The 16,627-nt window shown below is 61.0% G+C and carries 16 protein-coding genes; 6 read left to right on the forward strand and 10 right to left on the reverse strand.

Features of this window, described 5'->3' with window-relative positions; translation table 11 throughout:
- The 8 genes from HF921_RS03610 to leuS all read right to left on the reverse strand — a co-directional run.
- Positions 1 to 690: NAD(+)/NADH kinase (locus HF921_RS03610; protein ID WP_215893324.1), on the reverse strand; the 690-nt coding region annotated here is incomplete at its 3' end.
- Positions 691 to 758: 68 nt separating this feature from the next.
- A complete protein-coding gene (locus HF921_RS03615; RefSeq protein ID WP_064218883.1) occupies positions 759 to 1,499 on the reverse strand; it encodes a type III pantothenate kinase in 741 nt (246 codons plus the stop codon).
- Positions 1,496 to 2,428, reverse strand: coding sequence for a biotin--[acetyl-CoA-carboxylase] ligase (locus HF921_RS03620; RefSeq protein WP_215893325.1), 933 nt, complete (start codon positions 2,426 to 2,428; stop codon positions 1,496 to 1,498). Before HF921_RS03620 ends, HF921_RS03615 begins: the two co-directional genes overlap by 4 nt.
- A complete protein-coding gene (locus tag HF921_RS03625; RefSeq protein WP_215893326.1) occupies positions 2,409 to 3,665 on the reverse strand; it encodes a glutamate-5-semialdehyde dehydrogenase in 1,257 nt (418 codons plus the stop codon). The genes HF921_RS03620 and HF921_RS03625 overlap by 20 nt, the downstream gene beginning before the upstream one ends.
- 168 nt (positions 3,666 to 3,833) lie before the next feature.
- Positions 3,834 to 5,018 carry an MFS transporter gene (locus HF921_RS03630; RefSeq protein ID WP_215892959.1) on the reverse strand — a complete coding sequence of 395 codons (1,185 nt, stop codon included), beginning with the start codon at positions 5,016 to 5,018 and terminating at the stop codon, positions 3,834 to 3,836.
- A gap of 60 nt (positions 5,019 to 5,078) precedes the next feature.
- Positions 5,079 to 6,071, reverse strand: a complete 993-nt coding sequence (gene holA / locus HF921_RS03635; protein WP_215893327.1) for a DNA polymerase III subunit delta — start codon at positions 6,069 to 6,071, stop codon at positions 5,079 to 5,081.
- 1 nt (position 6,072) lies between these two features.
- Positions 6,073 to 6,591 (reverse strand): LPS-assembly lipoprotein LptE, encoded by a 519-nt coding sequence (locus HF921_RS03640; RefSeq protein WP_215893328.1) that lies wholly within the window; start codon positions 6,589 to 6,591, stop codon positions 6,073 to 6,075.
- Positions 6,588 to 9,053, reverse strand: a complete 2,466-nt coding sequence (leuS, locus tag HF921_RS03645; protein WP_215893329.1) for a leucine--tRNA ligase — start codon at positions 9,051 to 9,053, stop codon at positions 6,588 to 6,590. The genes HF921_RS03640 and leuS overlap by 4 nt, the downstream gene beginning before the upstream one ends.
- Positions 9,054 to 9,064: 11 nt before the next feature.
- On the opposite strand from leuS, the gene HF921_RS03650 reads away from it, so the two are divergent.
- A complete protein-coding gene (locus HF921_RS03650; protein ID WP_215892956.1) occupies positions 9,065 to 9,202 on the forward strand; it encodes a hypothetical protein in 138 nt (45 codons plus the stop codon).
- Here the strand turns inward: HF921_RS03650 and HF921_RS03655 are convergent.
- A complete protein-coding gene (locus HF921_RS03655; RefSeq protein ID WP_215893330.1) occupies positions 9,195 to 10,718 on the reverse strand; it encodes a SulP family inorganic anion transporter in 1,524 nt (507 codons plus the stop codon). The two genes, HF921_RS03650 and HF921_RS03655, sit on opposite strands and share 8 nt — an antisense overlap.
- Positions 10,719 to 11,055: 337 nt before the next feature.
- Between HF921_RS03655 and HF921_RS03660 the strand changes: the two genes are divergently transcribed.
- Positions 11,056 to 11,859 carry a DNA-formamidopyrimidine glycosylase family protein gene (locus HF921_RS03660; protein ID WP_064219049.1) on the forward strand — a complete coding sequence of 268 codons (804 nt, stop codon included), beginning with the start codon at positions 11,056 to 11,058 and terminating at the stop codon, positions 11,857 to 11,859.
- A gap of 11 nt (positions 11,860 to 11,870) precedes the next feature.
- On the opposite strand, the gene HF921_RS03665 is transcribed toward HF921_RS03660, so the two are convergent.
- Positions 11,871 to 12,320: a rhodanese-like domain-containing protein gene (locus tag HF921_RS03665; protein ID WP_014028303.1), complete on the reverse strand. Its 450-nt coding sequence runs from the start codon at positions 12,318 to 12,320 to the stop codon at positions 11,871 to 11,873.
- A gap of 305 nt (positions 12,321 to 12,625) precedes the next feature.
- On the opposite strand from HF921_RS03665, the gene HF921_RS03670 reads away from it, so the two are divergent.
- The 4 genes from HF921_RS03670 to surE form a co-directional block, all read left to right on the forward strand.
- Positions 12,626 to 13,789, forward strand: a complete 1,164-nt coding sequence (locus HF921_RS03670; protein WP_064219048.1) for a cation diffusion facilitator family transporter — start codon at positions 12,626 to 12,628, stop codon at positions 13,787 to 13,789.
- Between the two features lie 153 nt (positions 13,790 to 13,942).
- On the forward strand, positions 13,943 to 15,358 hold the full coding sequence (gene glnA, locus HF921_RS03675; protein WP_064219047.1) for a glutamate--ammonia ligase: 1,416 nt from the start codon (positions 13,943 to 13,945) through the stop codon (positions 15,356 to 15,358).
- Between the two features lie 142 nt (positions 15,359 to 15,500).
- On the forward strand, positions 15,501 to 16,073 hold the full coding sequence (locus HF921_RS03680) for a DUF4124 domain-containing protein (protein WP_226834317.1): 573 nt from the start codon (positions 15,501 to 15,503) through the stop codon (positions 16,071 to 16,073).
- A gap of 98 nt (positions 16,074 to 16,171) precedes the next feature.
- On the forward strand, positions 16,172 to 16,627 hold a 456-nt coding region (gene surE, locus HF921_RS03685), incomplete at its 3' end, for a 5'/3'-nucleotidase SurE (protein WP_215861610.1).

The raw sequence follows: 16,627 nt of genomic DNA on the forward strand, positions 1-16,627 counted from the left end.
GACTTCTACGGTATCGGCTACTACCAGGGGACGCGCAGTGAGGGTATGTGGGCAGATGGGGACGAGGAGGAGCGCCGCGAGGGCGGGTGTGAGGATGGGACCGCCCGCCGACATGGCGTAGGCGGTAGAGCCGGTGGGTGTGGCGATGATGAGCCCATCGGCGCGCTGGGTATAGACGAAACGGCCGTCTATCTGCACCCGCAGTTCAATCATGCTCTCGCCGCCGCCCTTGTGGATGAGGACTTCGTTGATGGCGAGGCCGGCATGGACACACTCCTCACCACGCCACAGTTCCGCATGGAGGACGCTGCGCAGATCTTGCTGATAGTGGCCTTTCAGAATGGGCGGCAGGACTTCGCTGACCTGGTCGATGGAAAGGTCGGCGAGAAAGCCGAGCCGTCCCTGATTGATGCCGAGGATGGGGATACCGCTTTGTGCGGTCTGTCGTGCCGTCCCCAGCAGAGTACCGTCGCCACCGAGGGCGATGACGAGATCGGCATCTGCATTCGCTTCCGCGAATGAGAGCAGCGGTAGGCCCAGGCTGTCGCCAATATCCACAGCGCACTGGGTTTCCAGAAAAGTGGGGATGTCTTGTGCCAGCAAAAAATCCCGCAGCCGTTGCAATCCGGGGAGAACCGAGGGATCACGGTATTTGCTGACGAGCAGAACACGCTGGAAGGGTTTGGTCATAGGGGTAGCGTACATGGGGGAGGGGGTCGGCGCCAAGGGGCTGCGGCCATTTTTGCGTGGCTTCGATCTTAGGGCAGGACGCCACCTTGTATCCATAAATAGAAGCCGCGCAGGAGCAGGTGGGGCTGGTAGAAGCTGCCGGGGATGCTGGGTTGCCAACATTCGGCGTCCCCGCCGGTGATGAGGATCTGTGCCTGGGGGCTGGACTGGCGATAGTCGGTAATGGCGCCGCGCAGGGCATCGGCAAAGAGGTGGATGACCCCGGCCTGAATGGCGCTGCTCGTGTCATTGCCCAGCATTTCCGCTGGTGGGGTGTTCAGGACGACTTCGGGGAGGAGCGCCGTGCCTTCATGCAGACCGCGCAGGCTCATGGCGATACCCGGCAGGATACGTCCGCCCCGGAAATGTCCGCCAGCCAGCAGGTCGATAGTGATGGCGGTGCCCATGTCGATGACGATGCTGTCGTGGCCAGGGAAGTCCATGGCGGCGGCGAGCAGGCAGCAGCGGCGGTCAAAGCCGAGGCTTTCCGGCGGATGGTAGTCGTGCGGCACGGCGCGGCGAAAAAAGCCGGGGTCGGGTTCGCGGACCTCTGCCGTGGCCAAGGCTTCCCGCCAGGCGGCAAGCACCGTAGGTACGACGCCGCCCAGCGCGACGGGTTCCCGGTTGGGCGCGCTGAGCCATGTCAAGCCGGGCTGTTGCAGGATTTCCGTGGGTGGCAGTGAAGTGACGACGCTGGTGCTGTCAAAATGCACGCCATCCTGGGTGCGTGCCAGCAGGGTGCGAGTGTTACCGACGGAGATGAGGATCATGGATGTTGGGGCCGCAGGCTGACGTCACCGGCGCTCAGCCAGACCGTACCGGTATCCGCCGTATAAGAGACCTGCAGGCGCCCGTCCGGGCCGAGGCCCAGCACCCGGGCCATACGCACGCCCTGCGCGTCGCTGATCTGAACGGGCTGACGGGTCAGGCGATCCGCCTTCTTCCACAGGGGCAGGAAAGGCGTGAAGCCTTCCTCCGCAAAGCGCGCGAAGTCTTCCCGCCATTGGCGGAGAATAGCACCGGCGAGGGTACTGCGGGTGACCCTGATGTCGAGATCGGCGAGGCTCACCGCAGTGTCCGGAAGACTGGGGTCCTCGTGGATGTTGAGCCCCAAACCCACCACCAGTCGGGTCTCTCCGTGATCACGCGGACGCGCCTCAACCAGTATGCCCCCCAGTTTGCGCTCCCCCACCCAAAGATCATTGGGCCACTTGACCCAGAGATCGGGCAGGCGCGCCTGTAGCAGGGTGAACACGGACAGGGCGGCAACGATGGTTAGTGCCGCATTGACCGGGCTGTGCTGAGTCCAGCCATAACTCAGGTAGAGATGGCGCCCGAAAGGTGAAGACCACTGGCGCCCGCGCCGCCCGCGCCCGGCCCACTGGCTTTCGGTCAGGCAGACGTCGACGCTGGTATCCTGCAACACTTCGGTATTGGTCGAGGCGCAGCATAGTGGCAGGTGGATACGCGCCGGGTCGATGCCGTCGATGTCGGCGATTTCCTGGGCGGAGAGGGGCGCGGCGGGATATTCCAGGCGCACGCCGCCATCCCGCGCATAGAGAGGGAAACCCAATTCACCGGCCTCCGCCAGCAACTCACCGGGATTATCTGCGGACCAGACATGGGGCAATCCATCGGCTACCGCCGTCAATAAGGCCTGTAGTGCCGTCGAAGGCGCGTCAGGAGCGGATATGGCCATCTCCCAGGACGATCCATTTCTGCAGGGTCAGGCCCTCCAGTCCCACCGGCCCGCGTACATGCAGGCGGTTGGTGGAGATGCCGATCTCTGCACCCAGACCGTATTCAAAGCCGTCGGCAAAGCGGGTGGAGGCATTGACCATGACGGAACTGGCATCCACCTCGCGCAGAAAGCGGCGGGCGCGGGTATAATTTTCGGTGATGATGGACTCGGTATGCTGGGAGCCGTAACGGTTGATGTGTTCCATCGCGGCATCGAGATCGTCCACCACTTTGACGGAAATGATCGGCCCCAGGTACTCGGTGGCGTAGTCCTCTGCGGTGGCGGCGATGGCGCCGGGGATGCGGGGCAGGCCGCGTTCGCAGGCGCGAATCTCGATCCCCTTCTCCTGCAAAGCCGCGGCGATGGGGCCGAGCAGGTCATCCATCCGCTCCTGATGAATGAGCAGACTCTCTGCCGTATTACAGGTGCCGAGCCGCTGGGTTTTGGAATTGACGACCACTTTGAGCGCCTTGCGGGGATCGGCGTCGGCGTCCACATATACATGGCAGTTGCCATCCAGATGCATGATCACGGGTACGGTGGCTTCGGCCTTGATGCGGGTGATAAGGCCCTTGCCACCGCGGGGAATCACCACATCCACATGGCGATCCATGCTGATCAGGATACCCACGGCTTCGCGCTCGGCGGTGTTGACGTACTGCACCAGATCCAGGGGCAGGTTGGCCTTGCCGAGGGCAGCGCGCAGGCGCTCGGCGATGGCCAGGTTGCTGTGCAGGGACTCGGAACCACCACGCAGGATGACGGCGTTACCCGATTTGACGCAGAGGCCGGCGGCATCGGCGGTGACATTGGGGCGCGATTCGTAGATCATGGCGATCACCCCCAGGGGCGCGCGCATACGGCCTACCTGGATGCCGCTGGGGCGGTAACGCAGGTCGGTGATCTCGCCCACCGGGTCGGGCAGGGCGGCAATTTCTTCGAGGCCCTTGGCCATGGCTTCGATACGGGCTTCGTCCAGACGCAGGCGATCAATGAAAGCATCATCTTTACCCGCTTCTTCGGCGCTGCGTAAGTCCTTGCGGTTGGCGCGTTGCAGATGGTCGGCGTCGCGGCGCAAGAATGTCGCCATGGAGCGCAGGGCGCAGTCTTTGGCGGCGCTGTCCGCGCTTTGCAAGCGGCGCTGGGCGCTACGGGCGCGTTCACCGATTTTTTCCAGTTCGCTACGTAAATCCAAGATGGAGCCTCCTGTGCTGGGCTCGGATCGGCGGTGAGGGCAACGGAAAATCCGCCGTGGATCCGTGCCGGAAAACGGCAGTCCGCGTGGCCTAACCCACGTGGGTATTGTTCGCATTGTGCCGTTCCGGAGCCATTCCGGCAATCCGTAGGCAGCGACGGCGAGCATTCAAGATGGCCGCCAAGGGGTGCCGCGGTAGACCCAGGTGGCGAGGAGTGTGGTGGCGGCGATGGCGATGCAGGCGGAAAAGCCGAAAGCATAAGGGGCGCCGATCTCTTCCCATATCCAGCCGAACAATAATCCTGCAGGGATCGCGCTGACGCCGGTGGCCAAGTTGTACCAGCCAAAGGCCGTGCCGCGCTCGTCGGCTGTGGTCAGATCATTGATTTGGGCCCGTTCGGCCCCTTCGCTGAAGCCAAAAAACAAACCATAGGACAAGGCCACCGCCCACAACAACGGGAGGCTTTCCACCATGGCGAACAAGGCGTAGTTGCAGCCGTAGGCCGACCAGCCGATGAATAAAACGGGCCGCCGTCCCAATTTATCGGCCAGTCTTCCGCCGCCCATGCCCGTGCTGCTCTTGGCCGCATGGATGGAAGCCCAGAGGAGAAGTACCTGTACGACGTCCATACCGAGCTGATAAGCACGCAGAAGAATGAAGGTTTCGGTGGCGCGGGCCAGGGTGAACAAGCTCAGCGTAAGGAGATAGCGCCGGATGTGGGGTGACAGGTGCTGCGGGTTAAGGGAGATACGGGCTGGGGTCCGGTGATTGGGTGGTCGCCGCAGCTCACGCACACCGCCACCGAGGAGCAAAATGGCGACGGCGCCGGGGATGGCCGACAGGAGGATGACCTCCTCCAAGGGGATTCCGGAAAAATGCAAAACCGCCGCTGCCACCAGAGCCCCCAGTACTGCGCCCCCATTGTCCATGGCCCTTTGGTAGCCAAACGCAAAGCCGATGCGTTCCGGCGGCGTGGAATCTGCCAGCAAGGCGTCCCTTGGTGCGGTGCGGATGCCTTTCCCCATCCGGTCGATGCTGCGGACGAGCAGGAGCGCGGGCCAGCTTCCCACCACAGCGATGAGCGGCCGCGCCAGATTGGAAACCGTGTAGCCGATTACCGTCAGCCCCTTGCGCCGCCCACCGATGAGGTCGGAATGCCGGCCGGACCAGAGTTTGAGAAAGCTCGCTACGGTATCCGCCACCCCTTCTACCAGGCCCAGGGCCACCGGACCCGCAGCGAGTATGGTGGCCAGGAGGACGGGGATGAGAGGGACCACCATCTCCGAGGCAAGATCATTGAAAAAACTGACCAAGCCGAGAACGAGAACGGTGAATGGCAGGGCCTGGCGCATGGGTGCTAAACCTTATGGAGCGCCTTCATGGCGCGAGTCGGGTTACCAATAAATCCATCGTCACCTGCACATCCGCAGGCAGAGATCGGTCAGTGCGGGCCAGACCGGCGTGGGGTCCTGCCCCTTGATGCGGGCGTCAATGGCGAGGCAGTCCTCAATACCCGCTAACAGCCCCGAGCGGGTCAGGCGCCGGGCGGCATTGCGCAGCCAGCCCTGCCGTGGCGGAAAAATACGGTTCTGCTGGAAGAATGCATCGGCATCCACGCCGCCGGCCCGCAATTCAGCCAGTAGGCGCAGGTCCTTGTGCAGGACCCAGAGGCACAACGCCGGTTCACCGTCGCCACTGCGCAGGCGGTCGAGAATGCGCAGGATTTGTTCCGTCTCGCCGCGCAGGACCGCATCGGCGAGATCGTAAATGGTGAACTGACTACTATCTGCCAGTACCGCGCGGATAGCGGTGACATCAATGCTCTGCCCCGGATAGACCTGTTGCAGCCGCTGAATGGCCTGATGGCAGGCACTGAGATTGCCGGTGCTGAGCTCGGTGAGCAACTGGACGGCGGCGCTGTCGGCCTGCATTCCGGCGGCGCGCAGGCGTTGCTCCACCCAGCGCGGCCAGTCCTGCCCCTCCGGGCGGTACAACAGGAGCGTGTGGCCGTGGGTCTCGATGGCCTTGAACCAGGCCGTTTTCTGCGTGCTGGCGTCAGGGCGGGGGCCACTGAGGATCAGCAGGGCGTCGGGAGGTGGCGAGGTCAGCCAGTACTGCAGGGCGGCGCTACCTTCTTTGGGGACTTTGGGACTATCCAGACGCAGCAGGAGCAAGCGTTGTTCAGCGAAAAGCGAACCGGCGTTCCGCTCGTCGCGCAAGGCATCCCAGACAGTACCACCTTGTTGGCCGAGTCGCTGTTTCTGGGCGAAACCATGCTGCGCCGCGGCGGCGATCAGGGCGTCTTCTGCCTCCTGCAAGAGCAGGGGTTCATCGGAAAAGAGGCCATATACCGATGCCAGAGGGCTGCGTAAATGGCTGGCCCATTGCGCCGGCTTCAGCCGCATTTCAGGGAACCTGTCGGCGGAAACCGGGGCTGTTGAGCACCCGCCGCAGAATTTGCCGTGCGCCCTGTTCCATCAGCAGGCGTTGTGAGGTGATCTGCTGCTCATTGGTCGCCAGTGGGTTGCCGCTGTTGTAGCTGAAGCTGTTCTCCATGAGCAGCGGTTGCGACGCGAGGAGTATTTTATGGTCGCTGCCGATGACGCTGATTTCGGCGTGCAAGGTGTCGAGAAACTCCAGCGCCACGCCGCTGCTTGGGCTGATGCTGATGATCCGCTGGCTGACATAGGCATTGTCGATCTGCAACAAGGGACCGCCCTGCTGCGCGTGGTTACCGTCACGCTGTAGTGCACGATCAACGGCCTGCGCCAGAGCGCCGCCAGCAGGGCCGGTGCCCGTCACGCGCAAGCCGGTCAGCTTCGGCGGAATACTGGCGCCGGTTTGCAGATGAAAGCCGCAGCCACTCGGCAGCAGTGCCAAGGCTGCGACAAGCCACCAGAGATTCCATTGCCGGGCGCGGATCATCCCGCCACCACGTTGACCAGACGGCCGGGTACGATAATCACCTTGCGCACCGTTTTACCCTCCAGATGGCGTTGGATGGCCGGATCGACCAGTACCGTCTGTTCGATGCTGGCGTTATCCGCATCAACGGGAAAATCCATGCGTTCGCGCAACTTGCCGTTGATCTGAATGACCATCGTCACGGTATCGCAACGCAGTGCCCCGGCATCGGCGACGGGCCAGGACGCATGGCTGATCACGCCGCTTTGCCCCAGTTTTTCCCAAAGCACCTCGGCGATATGGGGTGCAAAGGGGGCCAGCAGCAGGGTCAGGGCGCGCAGTCCTTCGCCCAGCACCGCCCGTAAGTCGGCTGGGGCATCCGCAGGGACCTTCATCAGGCTGTTGGTCAGCTCCATGATGGCGGCGATGGCGACGTTGAAATGATAGCGCCCGTCCATGTTGCGGCTGACCCGATCAATGCACTGATGCACCGCACGGCGCAGGTCCACCGCCTCGGCGGAGAGCTCTGCGGGCAGTGCCGGGGGCGTGGTGCCATACTCGTGGACCAGACGCCAGAACCGGTTGAGGAAGCGGTAAGCACCTTCCACGGCGCTGTCCGACCACTCCAGATGCTGTTCCGGCGGCGCCGCGAAGAGGATGAAGAGACGCGCGGTATCGGCTCCGTAGCGGTCGATCAGGCCTTGCGGGTCCACCGTGTTGCCCTTGGATTTGCTCATCTTGCTGCCGTCTTTGAGCACCATGCCCTGAGTCAGCAGATGGCGGAAGGGCTCATCGTGGGCGCCGTCGGCAGGCAGCAGACCGACATCGCGGAGCAGGCGGTTGAAGAAGCGGGCGTAGAGCAGATGCAGCACCGCGTGCTCCACACCGCCCACATACTGATCCACCGGCAGCCAGCCGGCGGCGCGCTGGTCGAGCATCTGTTCGGCATCGGGGCAGGCGAAGCGGGCGTAATACCAGGAGCTCTCCACGAAAGTGTCCATGGTATCGGTTTCCCGCCGGGCTGCGGCGCCGCATTGCGGGCAGGCCACCTGGGTGAACTCGGAGTCGTCCAGCAGCGGCGAACGCGGGTCTTTGAGCTGGTAGTGGGTCGGCAGGATCACCGGCAGATCCTGTTCCGGTACCGGCACGACGCCACAGTGGGGGCAGTGGATCATGGGAATGGGCGTGCCCCAGTAGCGCTGTCGGGAGATACCCCAGTCGCGCAGACGGAAGTTGACGGTCTTCCGCCCCAGTCCCTTGGCGGCTAATGCTGCGGTGATGCGGTCCTTGGCTTCTTCATTGGGCAGGCCATCGAAAGTCCCGGAGTTGAATAAGGTGCCGCTGCCGGTGTAGGCCTCCGGCATGGCTTCGCCGTCGGAAGTGACACCCCCGGCCTGAATCACCGCGCGAATGGGCAGGCCATATTTGCGCGCAAACTCAAAATCCCGCTGATCATGGGCGGGCACACTCATCACCGCGCCCTCGCCATAACCCATGAGCACGAAATTGGCGGTCCAGACGGGTAGCTCCGCACCGGTAAGGGGATGCCGCACGTGCAGGCCGAGCGAGTGCCCCTCCTTCTCCTGGGTTTCGATGCTGGCTTCGGAAACGGACCCATGGCGGCAGCGTTCGAGGAAGGTCGCGAGTTTGGCGCTGTTTTCCGCCGCCTGAACGGCCAGGGGATGTTCCGGTGCCACCGCCAGATAGGTCGCCCCCATCAGGGTGTCGGGACGGGTGGTGAAGACCTTGATGACCCCGTCGCCAGCGGCCAGCGGGAAATGAATCTCTGCGCCTTCCGAGCGACCGATCCAGTTGCGTTGCATGGTCAGTACCTGCTCCGGCCAGCCCTCGCCCAGGGTGTCGAGGCCGCTCAGCAACTCTTCGGCGTAGGCGGTGATGCGCAGGAAGTACTGCACGATTTTTTTGCGCTCGACCGGCGCGCCGGAGCGCCAGCCACAGCCGTCCACCACCTGCTCGTTGGCGAGGACGGTCTGGTCCACCGGGTCCCAGTTGACGGTGCCCAGCCGCTGATAGACCAGCCCCTTCTCCCAGAGCTTCACGAACAGCCACTGCTCCCAGCGATAGTAATCCGGCGTGCAGGTGGCGAATTCCCGCGACCAGTCGTAAGACAGGCCCAGCCGCTGCAATTGCCCGCGCATATGGGCGATGTTGTCCATGGTCCACCGCGCCGGGGCTAACCCGTGCTTGAGGGCCGCATTCTCCGCGGGCAGGCCGAAGGCATCCCAACCCATGGGCTGCAGAACTTCCTTGCCCCGCATCCGCTGATAGCGGGCGATGGCGTCAGCAATGCTGTAATTGCGCACATGTCCCATGTGCAATTGCCCCGAAGGGTAGGGGAACATGGCGAGGGCATAGAATTTGTCTCCCGAGGGCGTCGCGGCGGCCTTGAAGGCCTGCTGATCGTGCCAGCGCTGCTGCACGGCGGCTTCGAGTTCTTGGGGGGAATAGGCGGGAGTGTCCATGGATTTATCTTATGCCGGATACCAAATGTGGCGCAAAGGTTGCCATAGGCACCGGGGTGGCGCAATGGTTTACCAACTGCCTAGCGCTGTTCGATGCCTACCGTCCTCTGGCGGTTCAGCATTTCATGGTCAGGGATGCCTTCAGCTAATCTTGTCATCCGCCACATGATAACGCGGGTCTTCTGACACGTTAAAGACGACCAGATCCTTTGCCTTCTCCAGCAAATCCCGGCAGTCACCGCTCAAATGGCGCAGATACAGCTTTTTGCCCCGCTTCTCGTAGCGCTCGACCAGCGCATCAATAGCCTCGATGGCGGAATGATCGACAATCCGCGCCTCGCCGAAGTCGATGATGACCACGTCCGGATCTTCCGCCGGGGTAAAGAGATTACGGAAGGCGCTCACCGAGGCAAAAAACAGCGTTCCTTGCAGGGTGTAAATCTTATGCCCCTCCGCATTGATGCTGGTTTTGACTTCAATCTGCTTGGCGTGCTGCCAGGCAAAGGCCAGCGCCGCGATGATGACCCCCGCCACCACCGCCAGGGTAATATTGACCAGCACCGTAATGGCGGCGACCAGAATGCCGATGACTATGTCGGTGCGCGGCACCTTGCCGAAAAAGCGCAGACTGCTCCATTCAAAGGTCTTTTCCACCACCACGAACATCACGCCGACCAGTGCGGCAATGGGCACCTGCTGAATCCAGTGTGAGGCCAGCACGATAAAGGACAGCAAAAAGAGGGCCGTGGTAACGCCCGACAGGCGCTTGATGGCGCCGTTGCCGACATTGATGATGCTCTCCCCCAGCATGGCGCAGCCGCCCATGGCGCCAAAAAAACCGCTGACCACATTGGCAAGGCCCTGCGCCATGGATTCCTGATTCGGCTTGCCACGGGTGTCGGTCATCTCGTCGATCAGGTTCAGGGTCAGCAGGGTTTCCACCAAACCGTTGGCGGCCATAACCAGGGCGTAGGGGAAAATGACGACCAGGGTGTGCCAGTTCAATGGCACTTCCGGCAGATGAAAGCTGGGCAGGCCACCGGCCAGCGATGCCACATCGCCGACGGTCACCGTAGGAATCTTGAAGACGACGACGAAGAGGGTGGTCAGTAGCGCACCCGCGAGTGTTGCCGGGATCGCCTTGGTGAGGCGCGGCGTCAGATAAATAGCCAGCATGGTCAGGGCGACCAATCCGATCATGATATAAAGCGGCGTACCATGCATCCAGACCATGGCGCCTTGGGCATCCTTGATCTTGAAATGCTCCAGTTGCGCCATGAAAATCACGATAGCGAGGCCGTTGACGAAACCGAGCATGACCGGGTGGGGGATCAGACGCACGAACTTACTCAGCCGTGCCGCCGCGAAGAAGAGTTGCAGCAGGCCCATCAGGATGACGGCAGCAAACAGGTATTCGGTCCCGTGGGAAACCACCAGCGCCACCATCACCACCGCCGTAGCACCACTGGCGCCGGACACCATACCCGGCCGGCCGCCCCAGAGCGAAGTGATAAATACCAGGATAACCGCCGCGTACAAGCCGGTTAACGGTGAGACATGGGCGACAAAGGCAAAGGCGATGGCTTCCGGCACCAGGGCCAGCGCCACGGTAATGCCACTGAGGATGTTGATCTTGTTTTCTTCGAATCGGGACAGGCGTTGCATCGGACTGCTCCACTTGAGGCAAATGCGTCTCCATGCCGGGTTGGGCGCTTAGGCCCCGGTGCAGCAGGAAGCGGCAGAAGAGTTCGAAAATGAGAAGGGCGAGAGCTTCGCCAGAGTGCGGTCAGCAGTGACCACAATATAAGGGCGGGGGTTGAAACTCACATCGGAGGATGGCACCTGATTCATTGACTTAATGGCCAAATACCGTACCAGAAATCTGATTTATAATCAAACTTGGTTTGTCCCCAGCCTTTGTTGCCATTGGCGCGCCAGCGCCCACAGGGTTAGACTAGGGTGCTTATCACGGGTCTCAAATTTCATCGTTCCGGAGAAAAACATGGCCGAGTTGCCAGAAATAGAACTGCTCAGACAAAAACTGCGGCGCAGTATCCTGCACAAGCGGATCGGCGTCATGCGGATGCAGAATGCCAAAGGCGAGTCACTGACCGATGGCGCCGGGATGGAAGATGCCGCCCTCCAGGGCAAGGCCATCACCGACCTGCATCGCTACGGTCAATACCTTTTTCTGGAACTGGATCGCAAGAACATCCTCGCCCTGCAGTTGGGCGGTGAGTTGAGCGGCGAACTTGAGCGCGGTTCTGCTCAGGCGGCGGGCGAGGAAGAGCCGCGTGCGGCATTGGAGATTCAGATCAATGGCCAGCAGCGCTTGCGTCTTCAGGGGACTCAGTTGGGTAATCGCCTGCGCCTGCTGGATGAAAACAGCGATGTGGATTTCCTGACCAAGCTCGGCCCTGATCCGCTGATGGTGCATGGGGAGGGGCTTGGTGTATTGCGCGAAGCCCTGAGCCGTCGCCGCAGCGCCCTGCGTAACATCCTGCTCGATGACGGCTTCGCGCCGGGCATCGGCGGCATCTGGGCGGATGAAATCCTTTTTCAGGCCCGCCTGCGGCCGGACCGCACCGCGACCAGCCTCAGCGAAGAGGAGCGCGAGCGTTTCCTGGAGCAGATTCCCAAGGTGTTGGATCGTGCCCTGCGCTGTCAGGCGAAGAGCAACCTGTTGCCCAAGACCTTCCTCACTCGCCATCGGGCAGACGGGCACTGTCCGAGCTGTGGTGGCGCGCTGGAAGCTCTTTCGGTGGGGGGTAAGAGCGCGCTGTTCTGCCCGGTCTGCCAGTCTTAATCAGGCGCAATCTACTTATGTCTCCAGGGTAAACCGCTGGCCTTCCAGCCTTCTACCTTGCCGCGCTGGCCATGGGTGTCGTGTTTGCCCTCAAAGCCCCCGAGGATGTTATAGCAATGGCCATAACCCAGATCGGCCAGATGTTCGGCCGCCGCCAAAGAGCGACCACCCGTCCGACACAATAACAGCAGTAAATCGCCGGGTTGGGCTTTCTTGCGCAACTCTGCGTCAAAGTCGGCATTGGGGGTCATGCCCGGATACTGTTGCCACGGCACATGACAGCAGCCCTCTACGAAGCCCGAAAAATCCAGTTCCGGCTGGGAGCGCACGTCAATCAGGATGGCCTTGGGATGGTCGCGTAACACCGCATGTGCTTCCTCCGGCGTCATATCTCCGGCGTGGCGTTTGCCGGCAGCCTTGGCTCGCTCCTGCGCCTTCTGTAGAATCGCTTCGGTATTCATAACGTTCACCTCGTCCTGTAAATTCGGTGTGGATGGCAAGGGGATTAAACAGCATCTGTGCATATGTTGTGCGTCTCCCTGCTTTTCGGCAAGCTCGGCGGCGGATCCATCCCAGACTGGTTTTGTCGCGGGCGACCAAAACTTCATGGCTATGGGTCTGCAATCTTGACAATTGCCAGCCAATTGACGATTGTCCGAGCAAATATTCCGATGCAGCCTGAGGCATGCCCATGATTCAGCGCTTTGACAGCGCTGCACATTGCCGACTTCGCGGATGACCGCAACACCTTGAGAGGCCCTGAGTAGTGACAGAAGGCATCAGTCGCACGGAACGCGGCAAGCAGAACATGCGGGTGACCCTGATGGGGGCGGGCACCAACGTGGTGCTGTTTTTCATCAAACTCGCGGGGGGCGTTTTCGGGCACTCTAGTGCGCTGGTGGCGGACGCCATCCATTCCCTTTCGGATCTGCTGTCTGATCTTGGGTTGGTGTTCGCCATGCACTTCAGCAGCCAGCCGCCGGATCAGGAGCATCCCTACGGTCACGAGCGTTTTGAAACGCTGGCGGCGCTGGCCACGGGCAGCCTGTTGGCTGTCAACGGGGCCGGGATCGGCTACGAGGCGGTCCAGCGGCTCATTGTTGGTCATTATGGCATGCCAGCGAGCTGGACCCTCTACATCGCCGCTTTTGCCATCATCGCCAAAGAGTCACTCTACCAGATCACTATCCGGGTGGCCCGCAGAACCCGTTCGGCCGCATTGCGCGTCAATGCCTGGGATCACCGTACCGATGCGATTTCCAGTGTCATCGTGTTTATCGGTATCGGCGGCAGCTTGTTGGGCGCGCCTTATTTGGATTCGGTCGTCGCCCTTATCGTCGCCCTTATGGTGCTGCGGATCGGTCTGGTCACCGGTTGGGAAGCGGTGCAGGAGTTGGCAGATCGTGGTCTTAGTGATGAAGCGTTGGCAGCGATTCGCGAGGTGATTCTCGGCTGCGAGGGGGTGCGCGATTTGCACCTGCTCAAGACCCGTAAAATCGGTCATCAGGCCCTGGCCGAGGTGCATCTGCAGGTGATGCCGACCTTGAGCGTCTCCGAGGGACACCAGATTGCTGAGCGGGTGCGAATAGCGTTGTTGCGGCAGGTGGATGAACTGGCTGATGCTACCATCCACATCGACAGCGAAAATGATGAGGAGGGGGGCGTGGTTCTGCCGCCGCGCAGCGAGATAGAAAAAGTGGTGTGCGAGTGTCTGCTGGCGCGGAATTTGCCTTTAACAGAGCAGATGACCTTGCATTACCTCAAGAACGGCGTCGTGATCTGTATGCGTTATCACTTGCCGCCAGCGGAAACATTCGCTAGCCTGCAGGACATGGAAACACGGCTTCAGGACGCCTTGCAGGGGCGGGTGCCAGGCTTGCAGCAGGTGGATGTGGTCTGGCAATTGCCAAAAACACCGACCGCTCAATAGTGGTGCATATTTTTTTGTTGCACCATAATTGGGCGCAATATTGGTGCATATGGAGCCCTGATTGTTATCGGTGGGTGGTTAAGGGTCTGGTATGAATTTTGTATGCGCAGTTTGCCCAGGGTCGTGAATATTTCTTGATTGAAGGAGAAGCAAATGGGTTATAGCCCCAGTGATGTGGTTAAGTTGATTAAAGAAAAAGATATCAAGTTTGTCGATTTCCGTTTTACCGATACCAAGGGTAAGGAACAGCATGTCTCCGTCCCCGGCCACACTATCGAAAAAGACACCTTCGTCGAGGGTAAGGCGTTTGATGGTTCTTCTATCACCGGCTGGAAGGGCATCAACGAGTCCGACATGATCCTCCTGCCCGAGGCTGAGTCCGCCGTTCTCGATCCTTTTACAGATGAAACCACCCTCATTATCCGCTGCGACGTCATTGAGCCCGCCACTGGCCAAGGCTATGAGCGCGATCCCCGCTCCGTCGCCAAGCGTGCCGAGATCTACCTGAAGAGCACGGGCATCGCCGACACCTCCTACTTTGGTCCCGAAAATGAATTCTTCGTTTTCGATTCCGTGACCTGGAATATCGATATGAGCGGCTGTGCTTACAAGGTGGATGCCGAAGAGGCCGCCTGGAATTCCGGCAAGGAATATGAATCCGGCAATATGGGCCATCGCCCCGGCATCAAGGGCGGTTATTTTCCGGTCCCACCCGTTGATTCGGCGCAGGATCTGCGCTCCGCCATGTGTCTGGCCATGGAAGAAATGGGTTTGAAGGTGGAAGTGCATCACCATGAGGTGGCCACTGCCGGGCAGCACGAAATCGGCGTCGGTTTTAATACGCTGACCCGCAAGGCCGATGAGGTACAGATTCTCAAATATGTCGTTCACAACGTGGCGGCAGCTTACGGCCAGACGGCGACTTTCATGCCCAAGCCCATCGTCGGTGACAACGGCAGTGGCATGCATGTCCATCAGTCGCTCGGCAAGGATGGCAAGAACATCTTTGCGGGCGACCTGTATGGCGGATTGTCGGAAATTGCCCTGTACTACATCGGTGGCATCATCAAGCATGCCAAGGCGATCAACGCGCTGACCAACCCCAGCACCAATAGTTACAAGCGTTTGGTGCCCCATTACGAGGCCCCGGTCCTGCTGGCTTACTCCGCCAAGAACCGTTCGGCGTCCATCCGTATTCCCTTCGTCAACAGCCCCAAGGCCCGGCGCATCGAAATACGTTTCCCGGACTCCACCGCCAACCCCTACCTGGCGTTCTCTGCCATGCTGATGGCGGGTCTGGACGGTATCCAGAATAAAATTCATCCCGGTGACGCCATGGACAAGAATCTCTATGATCTGCCCGCGGAGGAGCAGGCCAACATTCCCGGCGTGGCGGCTTCCCTGGAAGAAGCCCTGCGCGCCCTGGAAGCCGATCATGACTTCCTCATGAAGGGGGGGGTGTTCTCCGAGAGTTGGCTGGAAGGTTATCTGGATGTGAAGTGGGCCGAGGTGCAGACCCTGCGCATGACCACCCATCCGGTGGAGTTCCAGATGTACTATAGTCTCTGAGACCGGATACGGCCCGCTGTGACGGGCTTTCCCCGACGCCAATCAGCTCCGTGCTTTATACGGGGCTTTTTTGTGGCCGCTGCCTTGACAATCGGGGGCTTGGCGACCATATAGAGAATGCCGCGCTGGTCAGGAGTGCAGAATGATGAAATGCAGAACCCCTCCCTTTACATCTGGTAAGGGTGAATCAAAGCGCCCACTAATGGTGGGCTTGTGTATTTTCCTGTCGGTCTTTCTGATCAGCGCTTCCGCCGATGCGTCAAGCATTTATCGCTGGGTGAGTGGCAGTGGAGTCGTCAGCTATGGCGAAACCCCACCTGCGGGCGCTAAAGACGTCGAGCAGATTTCCGGAGCACCGCAGAACTCGGTCAGCACGCCCGTGTCGGCGTCCAGTGGTAGTGTTGTCACCCCATCGCCCGTGCCGTCTGCCGCACCCACGCCCACCCGACCCGCGGTAAATCCGGCCTTGAAGCGTATGCAGGCGGAACTGGTTGTGGCGCGGTTGGCGCTGCTCCAGGCGACCAAAAACTACGAGCAGGGCAAGGCCATACGCACCGGCAACGAGCGCAATTATGCCCGCTATCTGGATCGCGTGAACGGTCTGAAACAGGCGATGGATGCGGCGCAATTGCGCGTGCTGTTGCTCCAGCGACAGATCCAACAGGTGCAGAATGAAGGTCCGGCGCCGACGGCTCCGGGGCGCGCGGCGCATTAGTTTGTGCCGGGTGCGGCGCGTATCTGAAGATGGACCCGAAGGGGCTTCGTGGCTTACCATAGCCGCAGGATAGCCACTGCACGCCTTTCGGAGACCTAATGCCACGTTTCTTGCTCAGTAACGACGATGGTTATCTGGCACCGGGACTGGCGGCGCTCGCCGAAGCAATAAGGCCTTTAGGTGATTTGGAGGTGCTGGCGCCGGAGCAGGATCGTAGCGGTGCCAGTAACTCTCTCACCCTGGACCGGCCGTTGCGGATGCGTACCGGACTCAACGGTTTTCACTATCTGGTCGGTGGTACGCCCACGGACTGTGTCCACCTCGCCGTTACCGGCATCTTCGCGGAAACGCCTGATATGGTGGTCTCCGGCATCAATCGCGGCGCCAATATGGGGGACGATGTGCTCTACTCAGGTACGGTGGCCGCCGCCACCGAGGGGCGTTTTCTCGGCTTGCCCGCTATGGCGGTTTCCTTGGCAGGGCGCGATTGCACCCATTTTTCGACTGCGGCGCAGGTGGCCGCCAAGTTGGTGATCGGGGTGCTGAGTCATACA

The organism is Acidithiobacillus ferriphilus (genome assembly GCF_018854775.1).
In the GTDB taxonomy this organism is placed as follows: Bacteria; Pseudomonadota; Gammaproteobacteria; order Acidithiobacillales; family Acidithiobacillaceae; genus Acidithiobacillus; species Acidithiobacillus ferriphilus.

Excerpts from the sequence above, each read along its gene's own strand:
- HF921_RS03660 (WP_064219049.1), top strand. The coding sequence starts at position 11,056 with ATGGCCGAGTTGCCAGAAATAGAACTGCTCAGACAAAAACTGCGGCGC.
- holA (WP_215893327.1), bottom strand. The coding sequence starts at position 6,071 with ATGCGGCTGAAGCCGGCGCAATGGGCCAGCCATTTACGCAGCCCTCTG.
- HF921_RS03620 (WP_215893325.1), bottom strand. The coding sequence starts at position 2,428 with ATGGCCATATCCGCTCCTGACGCGCCTTCGACGGCACTACAGGCCTTA.
- HF921_RS03665 (WP_014028303.1), bottom strand. The coding sequence starts at position 12,320 with ATGAATACCGAAGCGATTCTACAGAAGGCGCAGGAGCGAGCCAAGGCT.
- HF921_RS03630 (WP_215892959.1), bottom strand. The coding sequence starts at position 5,018 with ATGCGCCAGGCCCTGCCATTCACCGTTCTCGTTCTCGGCTTGGTCAGT.
- leuS (WP_215893329.1), bottom strand. The coding sequence starts at position 9,053 with ATGGACACTCCCGCCTATTCCCCCCAAGAACTCGAAGCCGCCGTGCAG.
- HF921_RS03615 (WP_064218883.1), bottom strand. The coding sequence starts at position 1,499 with ATGATCCTCATCTCCGTCGGTAACACTCGCACCCTGCTGGCACGCACC.
- HF921_RS03650 (WP_215892956.1), top strand. The coding sequence starts at position 9,065 with ATGCCGGATACCAAATGTGGCGCAAAGGTTGCCATAGGCACCGGGGTG.
- glnA (WP_064219047.1), top strand. The coding sequence starts at position 13,943 with ATGGGTTATAGCCCCAGTGATGTGGTTAAGTTGATTAAAGAAAAAGAT.
- HF921_RS03655 (WP_215893330.1), bottom strand. The coding sequence starts at position 10,718 with ATGCAACGCCTGTCCCGATTCGAAGAAAACAAGATCAACATCCTCAGT.
- HF921_RS03640 (WP_215893328.1), bottom strand. The coding sequence starts at position 6,591 with ATGATCCGCGCCCGGCAATGGAATCTCTGGTGGCTTGTCGCAGCCTTG.
- HF921_RS03680 (WP_226834317.1), top strand. The coding sequence starts at position 15,501 with ATGATGAAATGCAGAACCCCTCCCTTTACATCTGGTAAGGGTGAATCA.